The organism is Gemmatimonadota bacterium (assembly GCA_026702745.1).
GTDB lineage: Bacteria > JAAXHH01 > JAAXHH01 > JAAXHH01 > JAAXHH01 > JAAXHH01.
Window position 1 is genome coordinate 1 of the sequence record JAPPBT010000004.1, and the last position, 19,330, is coordinate 19,330.

14 protein-coding genes and 3 rRNA genes are annotated in these 19,330 nt (G+C 57.6%); 3 read left to right on the forward strand and 14 right to left on the reverse strand.

Annotated elements, in window-relative coordinates; translation table 11 throughout:
• A 23S ribosomal RNA gene (locus OXH56_00390) occupies window positions 1-342 on the forward strand; the annotation flags it as partial.
• 53 nt (window positions 343-395) lie between these two features.
• Window positions 396-512, forward strand: a 5S ribosomal RNA gene (gene rrf, locus OXH56_00395).
• Window positions 513-614: 102 nt separating this feature from the next.
• On the opposite strand, the gene OXH56_00400 is transcribed toward rrf (OXH56_00395), so the two are convergent.
• From OXH56_00400 to OXH56_00415, 4 genes are all read right to left on the reverse strand, one after another.
• Window positions 615-3,071, reverse strand: a complete 2,457-nt coding sequence (locus OXH56_00400; protein ID MCY3553755.1) for a tetratricopeptide repeat protein — start codon at window positions 3,069-3,071, stop codon at window positions 615-617.
• 38 nt (window positions 3,072-3,109) lie between these two features.
• Window positions 3,110-3,733: a hypothetical protein gene (locus OXH56_00405; protein ID MCY3553756.1), complete on the reverse strand. Its 624-nt coding sequence runs from the start codon at window positions 3,731-3,733 to the stop codon at window positions 3,110-3,112.
• Entirely contained in the window at window positions 3,730-4,500 is a 771-nt protein-coding gene (locus tag OXH56_00410; protein MCY3553757.1) for a site-specific DNA-methyltransferase, read from the reverse strand. The genes OXH56_00405 and OXH56_00410 overlap by 4 nt, the downstream gene beginning before the upstream one ends.
• Before the next feature lie 133 nt (window positions 4,501-4,633).
• Window positions 4,634-5,575: an IS1595 family transposase gene (locus OXH56_00415; protein MCY3553758.1), complete on the reverse strand. Its 942-nt coding sequence runs from the start codon at window positions 5,573-5,575 to the stop codon at window positions 4,634-4,636.
• A gap of 296 nt (window positions 5,576-5,871) precedes the next feature.
• On the opposite strand from OXH56_00415, the gene rrf (OXH56_00420) reads away from it, so the two are divergent.
• A 5S ribosomal RNA gene (rrf, locus tag OXH56_00420) occupies window positions 5,872-5,995 on the forward strand.
• Between the two features lie 67 nt (window positions 5,996-6,062).
• Here the strand turns inward: rrf (OXH56_00420) and OXH56_00425 are convergent.
• The 10 genes from OXH56_00425 to OXH56_00470 all read right to left on the reverse strand — a co-directional run bounded on the left by OXH56_00425 (window position 6,063) and on the right by OXH56_00470 (window position 19,044).
• On the reverse strand, window positions 6,063-6,215 hold the full coding sequence (locus OXH56_00425; GenBank protein ID MCY3553759.1) for a hypothetical protein: 153 nt from the start codon (window positions 6,213-6,215) through the stop codon (window positions 6,063-6,065).
• 68 nt (window positions 6,216-6,283) lie between these two features.
• A complete protein-coding gene (locus OXH56_00430) occupies window positions 6,284-9,337 on the reverse strand; it encodes an efflux RND transporter permease subunit (protein ID MCY3553760.1) in 3,054 nt (1,017 codons plus the stop codon).
• Between the two features lie 86 nt (window positions 9,338-9,423).
• Complete coding sequence (locus OXH56_00435) at window positions 9,424-12,522, reverse strand: efflux RND transporter permease subunit (protein MCY3553761.1); 3,099 nt, start codon at window positions 12,520-12,522, stop codon at window positions 9,424-9,426.
• A gap of 1 nt (window position 12,523) precedes the next feature.
• Window positions 12,524-13,735, reverse strand: coding sequence for an efflux RND transporter periplasmic adaptor subunit (locus OXH56_00440; protein MCY3553762.1), 1,212 nt, complete (start codon window positions 13,733-13,735; stop codon window positions 12,524-12,526).
• A gap of 3 nt (window positions 13,736-13,738) precedes the next feature.
• Window positions 13,739-14,188: a hypothetical protein gene (locus OXH56_00445; GenBank protein ID MCY3553763.1), complete on the reverse strand. Its 450-nt coding sequence runs from the start codon at window positions 14,186-14,188 to the stop codon at window positions 13,739-13,741.
• Complete coding sequence (locus OXH56_00450; protein ID MCY3553764.1) at window positions 14,188-14,646, reverse strand: DoxX family membrane protein; 459 nt, start codon at window positions 14,644-14,646, stop codon at window positions 14,188-14,190. Before OXH56_00450 ends, OXH56_00445 begins: the two co-directional genes overlap by 1 nt.
• 24 nt (window positions 14,647-14,670) lie before the next feature.
• Window positions 14,671-15,759, reverse strand: a complete 1,089-nt coding sequence (locus tag OXH56_00455; protein MCY3553765.1) for a 6-bladed beta-propeller — start codon at window positions 15,757-15,759, stop codon at window positions 14,671-14,673.
• Between the two features lie 45 nt (window positions 15,760-15,804).
• Window positions 15,805-16,446 (reverse strand): hypothetical protein, encoded by a 642-nt coding sequence (locus tag OXH56_00460; GenBank protein MCY3553766.1) that lies wholly within the window; start codon window positions 16,444-16,446, stop codon window positions 15,805-15,807.
• Window positions 16,447-16,481: 35 nt separating this feature from the next.
• On the reverse strand, window positions 16,482-17,633 hold the full coding sequence (locus tag OXH56_00465; protein ID MCY3553767.1) for a 6-bladed beta-propeller: 1,152 nt from the start codon (window positions 17,631-17,633) through the stop codon (window positions 16,482-16,484).
• 775 nt (window positions 17,634-18,408) lie between these two features.
• Window positions 18,409-19,044, reverse strand: coding sequence for a response regulator transcription factor (locus OXH56_00470; protein MCY3553768.1), 636 nt, complete (start codon window positions 19,042-19,044; stop codon window positions 18,409-18,411).
• Between the last annotated feature and the right edge of the window lie 286 nt (window positions 19,045-19,330).

Consider the following 19,330-nt stretch of genomic DNA (forward strand, 5'->3'; position numbering starts at 1 on the left):
AAAGCGGTACGCGAGCTGGGTTTAGAACGTCGTGAGACAGTTCGGTCCCTATCCGTCGCGGGCGTAGGACATTTGAGAGGATCTGTTCCTAGTATGAGAAGACCGGAATGGACGAACCGCTGGTTCACCAGTTGTGGCGCCAGCCGCATCGCTGGGTAGCTATGTTCGGACGGGATAACCGCTGAAAGCATCTAAGCGGGAAGCCCACCTCAAGACGAGATGTCCCAAGCGTAAGCTTCTGAAGGCCCCTTGAAGATTACAAGGTCGATAGGCCAGAGGTGTAAGTGGCGAGGTAACGAGCCATTCAGCCGACTGGTACTAATAGCCGTGCGGCTTGACCAATGCTTCATGCTACGACGTCGTTTCCTCATTCCTTGTAATTGCAACCCATTTCTTCCGGTGGCGATAGCGGAGGGGAAACACCTCTTCCCATTCCGAACAGAGTAGTTAAGCCCTCTTGCGCCGATGGTACTGCTTGGGTGACCTTGTGGGAGAGTAGGACGCTGCCGGGGGATGCTGAGAAGGCGCTCGATTCATTTCGGGCGCCTTTTCTATTTTGGGGGTGTTGAAGTGGCCCGCCATGGCTGTGAAGTGGCTCGCCATGGCGATGTAAGCTATGGCTCCACCACCATGAAGTTGACCGACTTGGAGACGGAACTGTTTGTATGGCGGTCGGTTAGCGTCACGGTGAGCACGTACTCCCCGGCCTCGAGATTCGCGGTATCCAGGGCGGTGTATTCCCCCTCTTCAGCTGAAGTCCCATGCCTGTCGAAGACTGTCATAACCGTCTGCATGTCGCCGGGTGGCCGGGCGGACCGGTTCCGCAGCGCAGGCATGCCCATGGGCGTGATCTCGTAGAGGTTCTCGTACGACGTCCGGCCGGATTCGTCCATGACCAGGTTGTATACCTCGTAGTACACGTAAACCAGGTGTCCCCGAGCGTAGAGGCGACCAGGATTCGGGACGACGTTCAATCCCTTGCGCACAAAGGGGCCAGGACCTGGCGCTGGCGTGATTTCCGTTGAGAGCTTGAGATCGCTGATGAGCAGGTCGCTGCCGCGGTAGTCAGACAAGGAAACCGGCTTCTTGTATACACCTATGCGTTGCGTGACGTCGTCTCGCATTTCCACGGCGGCCATGAATGTGCCTGGAGGCGCTGACATATTCGCAGCCAGCGTGAAGGCGGCGCCCTGGAACTCCTGGTTAGCCGCCTGCCGTTCGGGCCGGGCTATGGGACCGAACCGGAACTTGCGCGAATAGGCGGGTGTCTGTACCGAATCGCGCAGGGTAACCTGGTTGTCGAGCCAGGTACGATCGCCCTTTTCGTCGCCGATGTCTCCAAACTGCCAGACCGGTATACTGTAGGCCAGATCCACTTCGGTCGATCCCTCTTCGCCTCGGAATGAGACCGCGTCAAAGGCGTATTCGAGGGGCTCCCCGCCGAAGTCATGTGCATAGACCTCGGGGCTTCGGGCGATCAGTGCGGCGGCCTGACGACGGGGATGCACCGCATCTTGGCGACCGATTTCGTTGGGCTGAATGGTCTGATCGCCGCTCTCGTCGACTGCAAGAGTTTCCAGGGGATAATCGTACCGGCCTCCCCCCATCTGGTCGACGAAGAACAATTCCAGTTTGTAAGGCACATACACCCAGCTTTCCGCCATGTACGAAGACCCCATTTTTCTTCTCTGCTTAGCGGCCTGTTCATACATGAGCTGTGCCATAGACTTGCCTTTGACATTTATATCATCATCCATCGTGGGCGCCCCAAAACCGCTTCGCATCTTCTTGTCTGTATCAAATATCTTCGACACCTCGCCGCGGTTTACCTGCAATTGGTATCCGAACTGAAGGTTCTTCTCCCGTATTGCGTCCACGGCCGGGTTGTCGGACGTAAGAAACGACTCATACTGATTCTCGTTCGCCCTGACCATGAAGCGACGCCGGTCGTCGGGCTCACCGTATCGAACGTGGATTTCACCACGCCGATCATAGGGAAACTTCTTCTCCGAGAAGTGGATGCGGGCATACATGATGCGGCGATAGTGCTCCACCAAGCGCTCGTTTTCGATCGTGGCCGGATTCGAATCCCGTTCGTTCCAGAAGGCCAGCCAGAGCGCGTCCCGTTCCGGTTCGGTCGCCGCTTCCCAGGTCGCGAGTTCATCTGGCGGAGCGACATGGCTCAGATCCCTGTATACCGCCTGTTCGTCGGCGTCCAACTGCGAGATGTAGGACTCCAGCGCCTCCTGAAGACGATCGAATTGCTGATCCGATCCGAGCGCCAGCACTTCGTACTGGGAGAGCATGGTCCGGATACGGTCCGGCGTATCGTCTCCCCAAGCGTCGACGGTTGCCTTGAGTTCAACAACCCCCAGGTCGTAGCGTTCGGTGCGGTGACTCACATTGGCGAAACTTAGCAGCGCCTCGCTGTGTTCAGGATAGACACGGTATTGCTGCATATAGGCGCTGAGCGCCTTTTCGGTCTCAGGTTCGTCGGGACTGTCATAACACCGGCCGAGCTGGAAGTACGCATCCGGGTGCGTGGGGTTGAGCTCAACGGCCTTCAGGAAGTGTTTCCTGCCGTCCCTGGCGCTGCCGATCAACCGGCCCGAGCGCTCCTGGTCCATGTAGGTCATGCCCATGCGGTATTGCGCGTCCACATTCCCCGGATCGATCTCCAGGGCCCTTCGATAGGCGATTCGGGCATCGAGCCGCCTTTTAGGCAGTCGTGCGTACACCATACCCATGCCGATGTGGCCCGACAGCCAGTTCCTGTCCAGTTGCACGGTCCTTCTGAATGCCTTCAACGCTTCGTCATTGTCGCCCACGGCGAACCACGCCATGCCCAGCCAGTAACGCGCCTCGGCCGACGTCTTCTCCTCGCTTACTGCTTGTTGGAACGTGGTCAGCGCTTCGTCGTATCGGCCCTGCTGATAGAGGATCTTTCCCGCGTCAACTTTACCCTGGTCGTATGGTTCGCTCGCAGAAACCTCTCTGAGAGACAGGGTCTGGGAAAGCATATACAACGGATGGATGATCAGCGCGATCAGCAGGAAGTGTCGGGTATTCATTCCAATACCTACCTTTTGTAAGGGAATTATAACCAATTTTAACCGTTGTCAATTGCGGAGAGCAGCGTTTGAAGACCGCCCTCGAAGATAATTTGTCTGGCTACGGCCGTGCTCGCCTTGTGGCTGAACCCCGTCATCTCGGTGGGTGGTTTCTTGGTGATCTCCATCGGGATGACGTTGGCGGGATCCTCGGCCAGCATAGCGACGGCCTGGCGTCTCAGGATCACGGCGTCGCTTACGTCCTTGATCCATTCGCCGGACACCATATCGGGCGCACCGAATACGATCCCGACTTCAGACAGCACGAAAAGGGTGGCCGCGTCCCATTCACGGTCTCCGCCTCCCTGCTTGTTGAGCAGCCGAATGTCCGTCAGTCCGCCCGTAAACGTGCTTTTGACGGACAGTTTGCGGTCGTTGGGAAGCAGGATGTCCCCGGACCGTGCTTGGTCCCCGTACAGCGTGCAGTCGATTCCCACGGAGCGCAACAGGGCGTAGGTGAATACTTCGACCGCTCCGCCCACGATAAAGCGGTTCTCGAAGATCGTCGTGTTGTACCGCTCAAGCAGCGTCGATATGGCCAGTTCGTACTCCTGCTGGGCCTGGACGCTGCAATCGCTCTTGAGACGCTGGAAGGCCCGTTGTTCCTGCCGGAATTGGGTCATCCTGCCGCGATCCGGTCGAAACGCGGCAGCAGGTTATGCGAGCGTTGCGGGGGGGGGTGGTGGATACGCGCTTGAGACAATTCGAGGTACTTTTCTTCAACGTCGTATCCTACGCAACGGCGTCCTTCGCGGAGCGCAACCAGGGCGGTCTGTCCGCTTCCCAGGAACGGGTCGAGTATTTCGTCGCCCTCTTCCGAATAGAGCACCACAAGGCGGCGTACCAGTTCTTCGGGGTACGGGCAAGGGTGGTCAATGGTCTTGGGCGGTACGGGGGCAATGTGCCAGATATTATTGGCAATGTCCCGCTTGAAGAGCTCGTCGATGTCGAGGGCCTGCTTCATCCCGCGCCGGACGGGGCCGGCCTTGCGAAACAGCAGGATGTACTCGGTCATGATGTTCGGGTAGTAGTATCCGGCCTGGGGGTGCTGGATGAAACTGCCAGCCCGTTTGACGCCTCCGGTTACCTTGTTCCAAATGATGTCCTGATGAAACTCCCAGCCCATCTTGAGTATTCGTTCCGTGATGAGCATGGGAATAGGGTGGTGCTTGCCCTCGTGGAGTATCGTGCCCACCACGATGGCACAGAACCCGCCGTCCATCGTAACCCGCAGGACGTTCTTAAAGACCTTGCCGATGTTGCCCAGGTACTCTTTGAACGTCTCGCCGAACGCCTGATATCCGCGCTCCCTGTGCCATGCTTCCTTGCCCTGTCCGGCATGGATGTCGTAGTCGATGGCGTTCCAGTACGGTGGAGATGTGACGGTCAAGGCAATCGACTGATCGGCGCAATGCTGCATTTTGAGGGACGATTGAGGGTAGAATCGGTACCCCTCTCCATCATAAATCCCCTTGCGCCTGTGTCTGGCCCTTATGGTCTTACGGGCTGCCCTGTCGAACGAATCAGGAAGCGGTGAGTTTGGCATAACCGAGTTTCCCTTCTGCGTTCTTGATGGCGGCGGCGATATGCTCCATCGTGGTGAAGTCCCGCCGAGACTGGCGGGTTGCAAACTCGTCAACGTAACGCCGCAGGTGCTTAACGCTGAAATGATGAAACGTCCCGATGTACGCCCGCTTGAGCAAGGCCCAGAACGATTCCACGCCGTTGACGTGCACCATGTCGTTGACGTACTCCCCGACGCTGTGGTCAACGGTGCGGTGCTTGTAGTCTCGCAGCCCCGTGTAACCCTTGTGGCCGTCGGTGTAGATGGTCGAATCCGGTTCGACCCTGGCTTCGATGATGGTATGCAGCGTCAACTTGTCTACTTCGTCCACCGGCATGGCCTTGATCCGTCCGGTTGCCCGTTCCTTCAATCCGACTACGGGCTGCTTGCCAGCCGGGCCGCGTCCGTTGCGCTGCTTCTTGTTGGCGTGCTTGTTCTTTTCGAGACCGCCGAAGTATGCTTCGTCGATTTCCACTTCACCGATGAAGGGCATTTGATCGGCGTCGTTCTGATTCCAGGTTTCGCGGATACGCTGCTCCAGGTACCAGGCGCTCTTTTGAGCGATTCCCAGTTCGCGAGCCATCTGGCAACTGGATATCGACTTCTTGGCTACGGCCATGAGGTAGATGGCGTACAGGCACTTCTGCAGGGACAGGTTGGCCGAATGAAACACCGTACCGGTTTTGACACTGAAAAACTTCCGGCAGTCCTTGCAACGGAACGGCTGCGGCTTCTCGTTCTTCGGGCGGGAGATTCGGACGCTATCGCAATGCGGGCAACGCGGCGTGCCGTCCCATCGCTGTGTCTCCATGTACGCCCTGGCTGCGTCTTCGTTGGGGAAGCGTTCGAAGAATCCCCAGGTGCTCATCGTGCCGTCTGTCGGGAGGGTCTTGCTTGCCATTTCGGGTATCCTTTCGTGTTGTTTGTTATACCTACAACTTACCCGATTTCGTGGCAAAAGTCAACAAAAATAATGCGATTTTGGTTAAAATTGGTTATAATTCCCTTTTGTAAGGTACGAGCGTGTCACTCTCATATTAAGCTAACGCAGGTCATACCGAAAATCCACCGTTGAAACATTAATTTGCTCGAATATTCCATCACGCAGTTGAGAACCGATGCCAGAGGAAGTGGCAGACAAGTCTCAGTCGGGGAGTCTGACCTAGTTGTTCACCTCGATCAAGTTAAGGCTGAATGTCATGCGGATAAGGTCGGGAAGGCTATGCGTGTTTCGTTTCGCCATCAGAACAGAGTAGTTAAGCCCTCTTGCGCCGATGGTACTGCTTGGGTGACCTTGTGGGAGAGTAGGACGCTGCCGGGGGATGCTGAGAAGGCGCTCGATTCATTTCGGGCGCCTTTTCTATTTGGACCTACGTCGCGGCTTCCTTCTACGCCGCGGCTTCCTCCATGATGCGTCCGTCGATTAGGCGGATGATCCGGTGGACATGGTCGGCCAGCGCCTGGCCGTGGGTCACCTTGATGATGGTCGTGCCCGCCTCGAACTGCCCTTCGATCTCATCGGGGTATACTCGTCTGTCCAACAGATCGTATGTGTCGCCGATAAATCGAAGGAGCCCTACTCAGCGATGAGGAAAATTCGGTGCGGTGATTACCGCCGAGGGGGGTCCCCAGGCGCGATCAGACGATAGAGGGCGGGCGTGACGAATAGGACCAGCATCGTTGAGACAGTGAGCCCACTCAAGCCCGTGTAGGATAGGCTGGTCCAGAGATCCCGCGTGGAGGGATGCCCGGCAATGAGCAGCGGCGTGAGCCCCACGAGCGTCGTCAGGGACGTGATCAGGATGGGACGAAGACGCTGTCGGCAGGCGGCTGTTATCGCTTTGTCGATGGCCTTGCCGGCTCGCTGAAGACGAGCCATGCGGTCCACGAGCAGTATCGCGTTGTTGACTACGATGCCGATCATAAAGACGGTGCCGAGATAGGCGCCGCGGTCGAAACTTAGATCGAAAAACCAGAAAACCAGGAAGATGCCGGTCAGCCCCATGGGAACCGTCAGCAGAACGACCAACGCCCGGCGGAACGATTCGAACAGGGCCGAGGTAATCAGCAACACAAGCGCGACGGCCAGGCCGAGGGCGAAGTTCATTTCACCGCGTTCAGCCTGATCGAAATCGGACCAGTTTGGCACGTCGATGCGGTAGCCTGGCGGTAGGTCGACCGACGCGAGGAATGATCGGCGGTAACTGTCGGCCATGCGGATGGTTCCGACGAACTCATAGGATATCCACCGCTCATACAGTTGCTCGCTGCGAAGAATGTCCGTCGAAACGCGCTTGAAAGACAGTACTCCGGCGTCCCCGGCGTTTATTCGGCGATCATCTCCGTCCAGCGGGATACGATCGAAGCCGGTGTTATGGTCCTTACTGGCGATTGTTGTTCGATAGGGCACGCGACGACCCTCTATCAGTATTTCACCATCCGGCTGGTGGCGGTCGGTGTACGGGAACAACGCCGCGCTCAGGTCGTCCAGTCCCATGCCGGCACGCGCCAGGTTCTGTTGCGACGGTTTCAATTGTAGCTCGTAATGGGGTCCGCCGCTAGTGAACCCTCCTCGGGGCGAATGGGTGATTTCGACGTTACGAACGCGACGGTGTCTTTCCAGCCTCCGTGCTAGGCGCTCGGCATGGTTCCGCAGGTCGTCGAAATTGTACCCGCGAAGCCGGTAGTTGATGGAGACGGCCCCTCCTCCCCCCGTCGAAAACCCCTGGCCGTAACCGAAGACGGCGATATCCAGTCCTCCGAACCGGGTGGCCATGTTCTCCATATCCGCTTGCATGGCGTAAGGCAACCGAGAACGGGCAATCTCGTCCATGAAGAGGGTGTGCACTCTGGCCTGCGATTCCTGTATCGTCGTGGTTACCTGGACGCCGTTGCCACCTGCAGCCAGTGCGTATCGTTCGAATGCCGCCGCCACTGAATCCACGGTGGCGGTTTCCATCCCCGGTGGGCCGTATATGGAGACATCGATATAGGTATAGGTACCGCTCCAGGAGAACGACGGTCCTTTCCACACGTCCGTAACGAAGAGATACACGCTGAGACCGAAACCGGTTAGCGTCACGGCCACGATCGGCCATCGCCACCGGATCATAAAGGTGACGACGCCTTCGTAACGCCGGCCGATGCGCGTCAGTTTCCGCGCTTCGGCCAGCGGAGCGGCGCCGCGGTCGAGCAGGCGTCCCAGCACGGGCACCCAGATGCCGGCGACGACCACGGAAGCCAGGAGCGTCAGGCCGAGACCGAGGGCGAAAGGGCCGATGTGTTGCCTCAATTCGTCGGATAGATATATGATGGGGACGAGCGCTACGACGGTGGTCAGCGTCGTCGCTGCGACGGGAATCAGCATTTCCGTCGTGCCACGCACCGTCGCACGGTCCCGGTCCTCGCCTTCCTCGCGTCGTCGTCGGATGTTCTCATACACGACCACCGCGTTGTCCACGAGTATGCCGAAAGCCAGGGCAAGACCCGAAATGGTCAGTAGATCGAGGCCCAGCCCGAGTGCATTGAAGCAGATCATCGCACCTAATGCAGAAAGGGCGATGGTGGAGAGGAGTATGACGACCGTTCGAAATTGACGTAAAAAAAGTAAAAGCAGCACGACGATGGCGATCAGGGCGACGGACACACGCAGTGCGAGGTCCTGCAACGCCAGACGCACGTCGTCGCTGCGGTCGACGATTAGCGTCAGGACGACACCCGGCGGGAACAGATCGCTCAGGTCCTCCATTTGCTTCTTCACGCGGTCCGCCACGTCGAGCATGTTGGTGCCGGGTTGCCTGGCGATCTCTATGGTGATCGCAGGCAGCCCGTTGACGCGGGCCACGCCGTGTGGAGTCGAGAGGGTCCACCTTATCTCGGCGAGATCGCCGAGGCGCAGTACGCGATCATGGTTCGCGGAAACGGGCAGTAGGGTGAGATTGTGCATCCCAACCGCCAGAGGCGTTGTCAACAACGGTACTGTGGCGCCCTGTCGACGGAGGGCCCCGGCGGCGTGAGATTCGACACCGAGGCGCATGGCCCTGTGAAGATCCGTCGGAGACAGGCCTGCATTATCCATGCGGCCTGCGTCGAGCAGCAAGTCCAGTTCCTCTTCCCTGCCACCGATGACCTCGATGTCCGAAACGCCCTCGACGGCCAGCAGCAAAGGACGGATATCCTCCAGCGCCAGTTGCCGCAGCGCATGATCAGTCACCGGTCCGGACAGGCGATAGCTCATGAAACCGTCCAGATCGCGGAAAATTTCGGGCAGTGCCTCGGATACACGTGGCCGAACGCGGGGCGGCAGGTCTGGACGCAGGGCAGCGAGTCGGTCCATGACGAGGGTGCGTGTGGCGGCGACGGAAGCGGCTGGGTCGCAGCCCGCCTGAATGCGCGCATTCCCTTCCCTGGTGACGGACCGGACTTCGAGGATGCCGGGAACGGTGGCCAGCTCCGATTCGATAGGGGCCGTCACGTGCTTGACGACGGCTTCGGAAGAGGCGCCTGGCCATTCCGCCGAGATGATGAGGCTTGGGTAGTCCGTGACGGGCTGCAGCGACAGGGGTAGTTGCGCGAGGGAACCGACGCCCAGCGCCAGGACGACGAGACCCGCCGCGCAGACGGCGATGGGGCGATGGATGGCCGAGGAGAGGAGCTTGTCCATGATCGATCAACCGAAAGACGCGTCGATTCGCGGCGGCGCGACACGGATCGCTTCCCGGTCAGTGCCGTTCCGCGAATTATACGCGGTCAGTTCTCGTTGGCGCGGTCCGGTCCCGCCAGCAGCCGGTACGCGAGGGGCACGACGAAAAGGGTCAGCGCGGAGCCGATGACCAGACCACCGATGAGGGTACGTGCCAGCGGAGCACCCATTTCCCCGCCCGCGCCGAACCCTACGGCCAAGGGAGCGACGCCGCAGACCGTGGTCACGGTCGTCATCAGAATCGGACGCAAGCGGCGTCGGCCGGCCTCGTGAATGGCCTCCCTGCGGGACAGGCCCTCCCTTTCGGCGCGCACGATGAAATCGACTTTCAGAATGGCGTCATTCACCACGATGCCCACCAGTACGATAGCGCCGATCCAGGTGATGACGTTGACACTCGCCCCCCACAAGCTCAGGACGACGACGGCGCCTGCCAGTGCCAGTGGAACAACGGCGATGATGATCCACGGAAGGCGTAGCGATTCGAACTGAGCCGCCAGGATCAGGAGGACAATCAGAATCGAGAAGGCCAGCGAGATCAGCATGGATCGGTAAGTGGTTCGCAACGTTGCCTGTGCGCCGCCGATCTCAATGTCCAGGCCGTCCGCCCGGTCGTACCTCCATCCCGCGTCCGCCAGCAGGTCCTGTATGCGATCGGATACGCCGATCAGGTCGTCGCTGGAGATATCCGCGTTTACGATCGCCACGGGCGTCTGGTCGACGCGGTACAGTTCACCCGCGACTTCGACGGGTTCGACCGTTGCCAGCGCACGGATGGGAATCCGTCCCACCGCCGTATCAATCTGTTCGTCCATAATGGCGTGCAAGCCGGGCCGTTCCTCCTGGCTCCCGTGCACCACGATGGGTATGCGTTCATCGGTTCGGTTGAACATGGTAGCCGTCCTTCCATCCACGAAAGTACGCAACGCGTCGGCGATCTTCGCAGGTTCCACGCCGAGTTGCGCCGCGCGACGTTCATCCACTACGACGCGATAGCCCGGCCGTCCTTCGGTCCCTTGGAGGACTACGTCAGCCAGCGGCAAACCGGACGCGGTCAACAATGACCGCAGGACGTTCGCGCCGTCTCTGGGCGGGTTTTGATGGTCGCGCCCGTCGATCCTGCGTGTGAGCACCCGGATGGACACATCGGGCTGGTTTCCGACCAGCGCCGTCGACATGGCGGTGACCGGCGGTTTCAATTCTACCTTGGTTCCCAGGCGTACCGGAATCAGCTTCCTCAAGGCCGCCATGGTCGTTCGGGCATCTGTCGCAGTCTCGTCGAGATACACCTGTATCTGCGCTCGTTCGAGTTTCGCGGTCCCCGGCGCCGTTCCCGGCACGAAGGAGGATACAGCCGCGCCCACCGTGGTCAGCGTTCCGCGCACCCCCGGGAGAGTGCGGGCGATTTCGGACAGTTCGCGCGCGGATTCCTGGGTGGCTTCCAACGATGAACCCTGCGGCAACGACAAGTCCATCCAGAACGATCCTTCATCGACTTTCGGGAAAAAGGCCCGGGGAAGGGTCCAGCCCAGGGGCACCGCGACTGCCATGAAGACCAGCAACACGACCGAAGCCCGTATGGGATGATCGATGATCGCGTCTACGGCGCGACGATACAAATCATGGAACCTGGAAGAACGTGCAGGTTTGCGCGCCATGTCGCGCCGCATCCACCGGGCGACGAGGGTCGGGAGCAGGGTCAGTGCCACGACCCACGCGAGCAGGAGCGTCACGGTCACGGCCAGCGCCTGATCCCGGAACAGCTGTCCCGCGACGCCCGGTGCCAACGCCATCGGCAGGAAAACCGAGACAGTGGTGAGCGTAGAAGCCGCCATGGGCAGCGCCACCTCAGAAGCGCCGCGCCCCGCGGCCGAATTCGTGTCGAGGCCGGCTTCCCGGTGTCGCGCGATGTTCTCGACGGAGATGATTGCGTTGTCCACCAGCATGCCGACTCCGAGCGCCAGACCGCCTATGGACATGATGTTCAGCCCCACGCCCAGCGTATCGAAAACAAAGAAGGAAGCGATGACGGCCACCGGCATGGCGATTGCCACGGGGATGGCGTAACGGACGTTACGGAACCAGAGAAGCAGGGCCAGGAACGCCAGCACGCCGCCGCCAGCCAATGCGGTCAGCGCGCCCTGGATGGACCTTCGAACGAAGTCGGCCTGATCGAAAGCCGCGGTCAGCGAGATGTCCGGGTATTCGGCGTTGAACCCGTCCATCGCCCGGCGAACGTCGTCACTGGTCGTCAGCAGATTCGCGTCTGCGGTTTTCTGAATCAGGACGCCGATGGCGGGCATCCCGTCGAAGAGAACGGCTCCCAGCCGCTCGCGTTCGCCCATCTCGACTTTTGCCACGTCGCGCAAACGTATCTGTGCGGATCCGGGTTCGCGAAGCAGCACGGCTTCGCGCATCTCCTCCAAAGACTGGAAAGCTCCGTCGATCCGCAGGGCGTAGCGGTAGTTTCCGCGTCTAAGAAGACCGGCGGGCTTGTCCTGATTGTATGCCGCCAGCATCTCATGCACGGCGTCCAGCGTCAGATCGTACGCGGAAAGACGTGCGGGGTCTATCGTGATCCGTACCTCCGGCCCCGCTCCGCCGATCACCCTGGCACGGGCGACGCCCGGCGTCTGTTCCAGCCGGGGTCGCAGTATACGCTCTCCCACCCGTTGCAACGTGGCCAGGGACGGTCCATCTTCCCGCGACCCGGATCTGAGTGCCAGGCCCATCATAGGCGCGTTGTCCGGATCGGTGTCCAGAATCACGGGACGGTTGCTGTCCTCGGGCAGGAGAAATCGTTGCGCGTCCAGCCTTTCGCGCACGATCAGGACCGTGTTCTTAAGATCGGCACCCCAGGTCAGCTCGACGGTTACCAGGGATTCACCCTCCCGGGAGACGGACCGTACTCGGTGTGCGCCGGGCAGGTTCCGCAACGTGGATTCTATGGGTTCGGTGATTTCGCGGGCGACCAGACCCGGCGGCGCGTTGGTCCAGGTCGTCCACACGGTGACGGCGGGGATCTCAAGCGGCGGCATCAAACTGACAGGAAGACGGTTCAGGGCGATAAGTCCGACGAGCACGGCGGCGCCCATCAGGCTGCATGTTGCGACGGGCCGTTGAACGGCGAGACTGGAGAGATTCATGTCATTCTATCCTGCTCACGCGCACCGGAACGTCGTGAGCCAGCGTGACGTTTCCGGTAACGGCAACGGTATCACCTTCAGCGAGGCCGGTTGTGATTTCCTGCCAGCCATCCACCTCGCGGCCGAGGGCGACGTAGGTCCACTGGGCCCTGCCATCCCGTATACGAAAGACCAGGGGGCGTTCATCGCGGACGACGACGGCACCAGCTGGAACGACCAGCCGGTTTTCATAAAACGTACCTTCAATCCGAATCTCGGCGTACATTCCCGGTTTCAGCCGGCTGTCGGTGTTGGGAAGGTCGGCCTCAACAAAGCCCGTGCCGCTTTCCTCGTCCACCGCGGGGTACATGCGGGCGATTTTGCCTTCGAAGGACTCCTCCGGCCAGGCGGCGACCCGGACCCGTATGCCACGGCCGATTTCGACGGCGCCCAGGTCGCTTTCCAAGACGGCGGCTTTGACGCGGACACGGGACACATCCAGGAGCGTGAGGCAGGTTTCTCCGGCAGCGACCTGTTGACCTTCTTCGACAAGCCGTTCGTCGATGACGCCGGAAAAGGGAGCAAGAATGGCGGTCTGTTCCAGATTCAGCACGGCGCGCGCGTGGGCGATCTCCGCTCCGGTCAGGCCAGTGTTCTGAGCGATGAGTTCAAACCTGTGGTCTCCAGAGAGCAACTGCACGGCTTCGTAGTCTCTACGGGCGGTCTGAAGCGCCGCAAGATCGATCTCTTCACGCTCGAAGGCCGCCTGCGCCTCATGCCAGGCAGTTCTCTTGATACGTGTCCAGGTCGTATCGGGCACTGTGACTGCGGTGGTGTCGGTGATGAAAAACGCGTACTTGTACCGGGCGTCCATGAGTGCCGAACGGGTCTCATCCACTTGGATGCGGAACCGTTCTTCTTCCAGTTTCGCCAGGAGTTGGCCTTTTTGGACGAACTCGCCCTCGCGTACTAGGACGCTTTGGATTCTGCCGCCGACCCCTGCGCTCAAGTCGGTCCGTCGTCCGGCCAGGAGACGGCCCGAGGCAACGATCGTCCTCGTCAGCGTCCTCCGGCTTGCCACCGCGGCTTCCACTGGGAAGGGTTGCATCTCGGTTACCGCCGGGACAGCCCCGGCAGGCGCGTCCGAAGAAGCGGTCGTTTCGGGCCGAAGGTAAATGACGGCCGCAACAACGGCGAGGACGATAACGATGAGGATGGGAATGAACGTCTTCATGAGTTACCCCGGATGATCGGATTCCCTCAAGAATATCATTCGATGCTCGAGGAACAACTTCCGACGTAAGGGTTTACCGGGAGAATAAGTCAGATATCCCCCAAAGCCGCTCGTTCTTGCATACACGTGCGCGACGGGTTCGAACTGGACCCGATGCATACTGTAGTAAAACACCATTTGAACGGGACGGATTAATCTGGCCAACAAACTGGCCTTGATCGTACGCCGAGGAAAATGCACGTCACCGTCGTCATTGGTTGTCCTGGCTTGGCTGCTGTAGGTTTTTTCAAGTGCGAAATGCCGCCAATACTGCTGGACTTCTACGCCTTGCATCGGGTATCCGTCTTTATCGACCACGGTAATGCTCCAGGCGGGTACAACGGCGGACTCTACAGGATAGCCTAATACAACTGTCGCACCGATAATTACCGCAGCCGCGATGTATTTGCGCATTATATTGCCTCCTTCATTGGAAGTGGTACTTGACGCGCAAAGACTAGACCTGAAGCGGCTACCAATATCAACGTATTCCGAACCAGCGCTTCGACAATGGAGACGTCTCTAAAGTCATCGTAAAATCCGAAACAACCACACGGCACGTCTGCCCCGTGATACAGCCCCCAGGCCATCGCGCCCATAAAGGACAACATCAGCAGCACTACGATCATCGCGCTGTATCGGATCCATAACCCGATCACGAGACATAACCCGGTTGAGACTTCGATCCAGGGCAACGCAAGGGCGGCAGGGACTGCCAGCGGTTCGGGAATGAAGTCATACGACCGCACTACCTGCTCAAAGAGCTCAAATTCCGGCATCTTGGCCAGACCTGCCCAGATAAATATCCCCCCTACCACTAAACGCAGCGTTACGAGACCGATAAGAACTATACGACTATTTCCGATTGCCATGATTCATCCATACCCGATTAGATTCTACAATGTGTCAGGAGGTTTTCTGAGCGCGTAGGTCACTACGGTGGGATTGGACGACTCGTCAGCGGGTTCAACTAACAAGTACAGAAGACCTTCCCGGGTGAAGAGCGCGCCCGGGCCTCCCATGAATTCCGGCAGTTGAAGGCTGCCCGCGATCTGGTTCAGATCGGTATCGTACAGATCCATGAAAACGCGGGATCCTTGCGGGTCGGCGTATACCGCGCCCAGCCAATGATCGTCGATCTTAAGGAGTTGATAGAACTGGCTCCATGAACGCATATACTCATCCCGCTTTCGCATGTCGTCCAGAACCATTGCGTCGGGTGGCTCCCGCAACGGCGCGTAGAAGGGAGATTGACCCTGCGCGGTTTTTACGAGATCGCCATCGAGCGAGTATTTCCACAGGGTGTATTCGTACGGGGTCGCGACGTAGAGGAAACGACCGACCGACACGATACCGCCACCCCGGGAAGCGGCGGCGACATTGTAGTTTTCGGACTGAGGCGCAAATTCCTTGAGCGTACCGCCCTGACTGTTCAATTCGTGCACAACGTGAAGTTCGCCGCTGGTATTTACGTATCCAAAAACCCGTCCCTCGACGGTAACGTGGATACCTTCCAGTCGTGCCGAAGGAGAGAAGCTGTTCCTGAAAGCGTAGTCGCTCCCATAAATCGACACCCGCGACAGCATCATGTCGTACAGGTAGAAATCTCCATCGTGCGCGGCCGCCAATGCGAGGGGATACCGGTATTCGCCGGGGCCGTCGCCCGGGGCGCCGAGATGTTTCTTGCCGCGTCCCTTCCCGTCGAATACGTCGACGCGAGTGGTAACGAAGTCCAGCACAATGCAATCACCATTGGACGCAACGGCGCCGATCTTTGGCAGGGGACCGAGCAGGTAGTCATCGCTCGAATCGAGATCGATCCTCGATTCCTCCCGGAAGACATCCTCGAAAGTCAGTGGTCGTTCCTGGCTCGCGCATGCCAGCGGTCCGCACAGTCCGCATACCACAAACAGCGCGATGGCGAAACGTGAAGCGGGACACCATCTTGTGAAGGATGGCAAGGGATTATGGTTTTTCGTGTTCACGGTGTGATTCCTTTCCATTTCGCGTTGTGCTTCGCAGTCGTGCAATCAATTCTGTGCCGCGATGGTATTCATGTAGACGCCAAGCTTCTCATAGAATGCGATGCTTCCCTGCTCGTCTTGATAATCCGAGTAATTCGCCAGTAGAACTCGATCATCACGCCCCAAGAACACGATCAAGGGGTATCTATTGTAATCGAACCTCTTTAACAGATGGGATTCGGCGTCCATTACGGCTACGTCGTGAATCCGGTACTGTTTCAGATGAGAGAGAAAATGGACCTCCTGAAGATCAGAAAAGACCATAATGGCGGTTATGTTTCTCTCCCTCAAGCGACTACGATACTCATTGAACAATCGAAGTTCCATGTCCAGGCAGCGGTTGCAATTCGTTCCCGTAAAATGGTACACAAGCTTATAATCGCCCGAATCTGTAAACAGGTCTCTGAACCTGGAGTTAGCGCGTTGCAATCGAGCCAGATCCGATCCTAGACTGGCGCCTTCGAGCGTATGTTCACGGATGGTCAGTTGTTCGCCTATGCTCATGGTTACCTTGTTTTTCCACGTTCCGTTTTCGGCGGTTAACTCCGAAACTCTTTGGAACAGAACGATATTCAATGCGAGCAAGGATACAATTCCGACTAAGAGCCATCTTCGAGGTATTTCGAGACCGTACATATTTGATGACATGCTGACACCTCCTCGGGGTGTTGTCTGAAATCTGCTTAATCTGAAAGTTTGAGCTTGTAGACGACTACAGTTGGATTAGGCAGATTCTTAACGTCCCGCGACAACACGACGGGTTCTTCGGAACGCAATAGATAGAGTCGGTCACCCCTGGAAACGATACCCTGCGAACCACCACCAATGTGCTCGGGTAATTGCAGGTCGCCGGTAACGAAATTGAGATCGGTGTCGTAGAGATCTAAAAACACCCGACGCTCATTGGGTTCGGCCAGGACCACTCCAATCATCTCGTCTCCTATCTTCAACAACTGTCTAATGTGGCTCCAAGTGGCGTGGTACGCTTGTCGTTTGCGGAGATCGCTCGAGACCTCGCGCTCATCAAAGTCTGTCGATGGCGGCACGTAGTGCGACGATCTGCCCCGTACCGTTCGAATCAGTTTTCCGCCAAGATCATACTTCCGCAGTTCGTACTCATAGGGGGTGATTACGTAAAGGTGTGAGCCAAGCAGCACAATTCCTCCCCCTCTGGACTCTCCCGCGGTACTGAACTTCTCGTATTGATCGGCGAAACTGTTACCAATCTCTCCCGACCTGGTACACTCGTAGACCACCTTGTCGGCACCCTTCCTGCTCGCGACGCCACTCGAATAGCAAAAGAAGCGGTCATCGGCTGTCACGATCATCTGACCCAGGTAAAGAGGGAGATCGACACTGCTGTTAAATTGAAAGTCTTCGTTGTATTCCTGGATTCGCAGAAGATCCCCATCATATACGTAGTACTTGCGTGTATGGTCGCTATAGTAAAGGTTATCGGGATAGAGGTACTGGTCCGCGTTCGTCCCAAGACTTCCTATCTTCGCCTTGCTTCCTCCTTCGGAGTCGAAAACAAGGATTTGTCGAACGCCGAAGTTATCCAGCACAATGAAATCGCCCTGTTCGTTTATGGCGCTGAGCCAGGGCAAAGCGCTCAGCGTGAAGCCCGAATCATTGGCAAGCGGGATCTGGCGTATTTCTGTGTACACGTCAGAAAAAGCCCGTTTATCTCCATAAGAATCGACGAGATGGGCAATCGATGTATTGCGGGCTTCTTCCATTGAACCATGAGTACTCTGGCATGCCATTGGTCCCATGGATACCGCCATAAGCGAAAAGGACAGCATCCGTATCGTTTCTTTCAGTCTCTTGGCCATGATTGAATTCCCTCCTCACCAGGTAGTCTTTGACAGTACAACCGGAAAGTGCTCGTTTTGTAAATTGGTACCAGTCTTAGGTACCACCACTACACTATCGGTCAGGCGTGACAACGCTTACGGCCATGAGTGCGCGCTGAAAGGCGTGCAGTGATGGGATGTGGAGGCCTGGCAGTGGTACACGTTATTGGCAATATGAACCCAATTGTACACCTGATTGGCTCCTGCCGGCTCCGTGGACAACGCCAGCATGCTCATTGCGCCGGCCATCGTCAATGCACCGACGAACATTACACGAGTGAAGATGCTTCTGATTGAAGTTTTCATTGCCGTGCTCCTTTCTTTGTGCCTTTCCGGTTGTACTGTGCAATGAAGAAAACGACGCCTGACCGATAGTCATCTACAGTTGTAAATTAGGAAATGGGAACCGCCAAATCTATGGGGTGTAACCCTACTTTCAACCATTTAGCATCCGATCTGACACGTAGCCTAATCAACCCACCTCCATAATCTCCTCGGTTCGTCCTCGGGTTATGGGAAATGCTCCTGGGTACCTCGATTGACCCGGGCCATGCATTCCCCGAACACCATGTCTTCCCTTTTCAGTTCCGAAGTCCTGTGAATGTATTCCCCGGAACGATCTACCCATGAATGAAAGGAAAGCCGGATTGGATTTCCATAGGGTGTATCCCTAATTCGCTCGGTTTTTCACCGGAATCGAAAAAGGTTTATGTCGGTATTGGAGAGTGTGAGTGTTACGACGAACAGGCGGGATTTACTCTTTCAAATCGATCAGACCAAGTTTGATCGCCGTACGAATCAGTTCTGGAAGGCTGTGCGTGTTGAGTTTCGCCATCAGATTTATGCGGTGGTTTTGCACGGTTTTTATACTGATTCGCATGGTTTCGGCTATTTTGGGATTGGATTGTCCCGACGCAATCAGTCGAAGGATTTCGTGCTCACGGGGAGTCAGCTGAGGTGGTGTGCCGTGTGGGTATTCGGCATACAAATAGTCGGCATGATCCATGGCCCGCGATTGGTAAGTGATACCCCTGCAAACGGTGCGTATCGCTTTGACCAATTCCTCACTGGCCGATTTCTTGAGCACGTAGCCCTTGGCGCCGTTGTCCATCGCTTTGCGGATCAGACCGGGATCTGAATGCATCGACAGCATGACAACCTGGGTATCTGAAAACGACGCGCGTATCCTCCTCGTCGCTTCGATACCACCGATACCGGGCATCTCAACGTCCATCACTATGACGTCCGTTCGGACTCGACGTATCGTTTCCATTGCGTCCTGGCCGTCCGTGGCCTCGGCGACGATTTGAATATCGGATTCTTTCGAGAGCAGATCCCGAAGTCCCTGACGTATCAGATGATGATCGTCTGCGATTAATACGCGTATCATATGAAATCCCCGGTCTGTCATGATGTCTGTGGCTGTTAAATCTGTCGTTTGTCGATATTAACTCCTAACAACATGGTTTTCCATAGGGTGTTTACCTACGGCTGGCGTTTTATAAGGTATCGAACGGTATTGAAAACTAGCGAGGTAGACTAGTAGTCTGTGGCCGACCGGATCGCCAACTAACAGGTCAAGACGACGGATTACTCATCACCAGTTCGATCGTAGCCGGATTTGCGTATCGTTCATTCCAGAAGGCCGGCCAGAGCGCGTCGCGTGCCAATTCAGT

What these genes read in the sequence shown, in the direction of transcription:
- OXH56_00430 (MCY3553760.1), bottom strand. Translation starts at nt 9,337, where the DNA reads ATGGACAAGCTCCTCTCCTCGGCCATCCATCGCCCCATCGCCGTCTGC.
- OXH56_00435 (MCY3553761.1), bottom strand. Translation starts at nt 12,522, where the DNA reads ATGAATCTCTCCAGTCTCGCCGTTCAACGGCCCGTCGCAACATGCAGC.
- OXH56_00450 (MCY3553764.1), bottom strand. Translation starts at nt 14,646, where the DNA reads ATGGCAATCGGAAATAGTCGTATAGTTCTTATCGGTCTCGTAACGCTG.
- OXH56_00460 (MCY3553766.1), bottom strand. Translation starts at nt 16,446, where the DNA reads ATGTCATCAAATATGTACGGTCTCGAAATACCTCGAAGATGGCTCTTA.
- OXH56_00440 (MCY3553762.1), bottom strand. Translation starts at nt 13,735, where the DNA reads ATGAAGACGTTCATTCCCATCCTCATCGTTATCGTCCTCGCCGTTGTT.
- OXH56_00400 (MCY3553755.1), bottom strand. Translation starts at nt 3,071, where the DNA reads ATGAATACCCGACACTTCCTGCTGATCGCGCTGATCATCCATCCGTTG.
- OXH56_00465 (MCY3553767.1), bottom strand. Translation starts at nt 17,633, where the DNA reads ATGGCCAAGAGACTGAAAGAAACGATACGGATGCTGTCCTTTTCGCTT.
- OXH56_00470 (MCY3553768.1), bottom strand. Translation starts at nt 19,044, where the DNA reads ATGATACGCGTATTAATCGCAGACGATCATCATCTGATACGTCAGGGA.
- OXH56_00445 (MCY3553763.1), bottom strand. Translation starts at nt 14,188, where the DNA reads ATGCGCAAATACATCGCGGCTGCGGTAATTATCGGTGCGACAGTTGTA.
- OXH56_00405 (MCY3553756.1), bottom strand. Translation starts at nt 3,733, where the DNA reads ATGACCCAATTCCGGCAGGAACAACGGGCCTTCCAGCGTCTCAAGAGC.
- OXH56_00415 (MCY3553758.1), bottom strand. Translation starts at nt 5,575, where the DNA reads ATGGCAAGCAAGACCCTCCCGACAGACGGCACGATGAGCACCTGGGGA.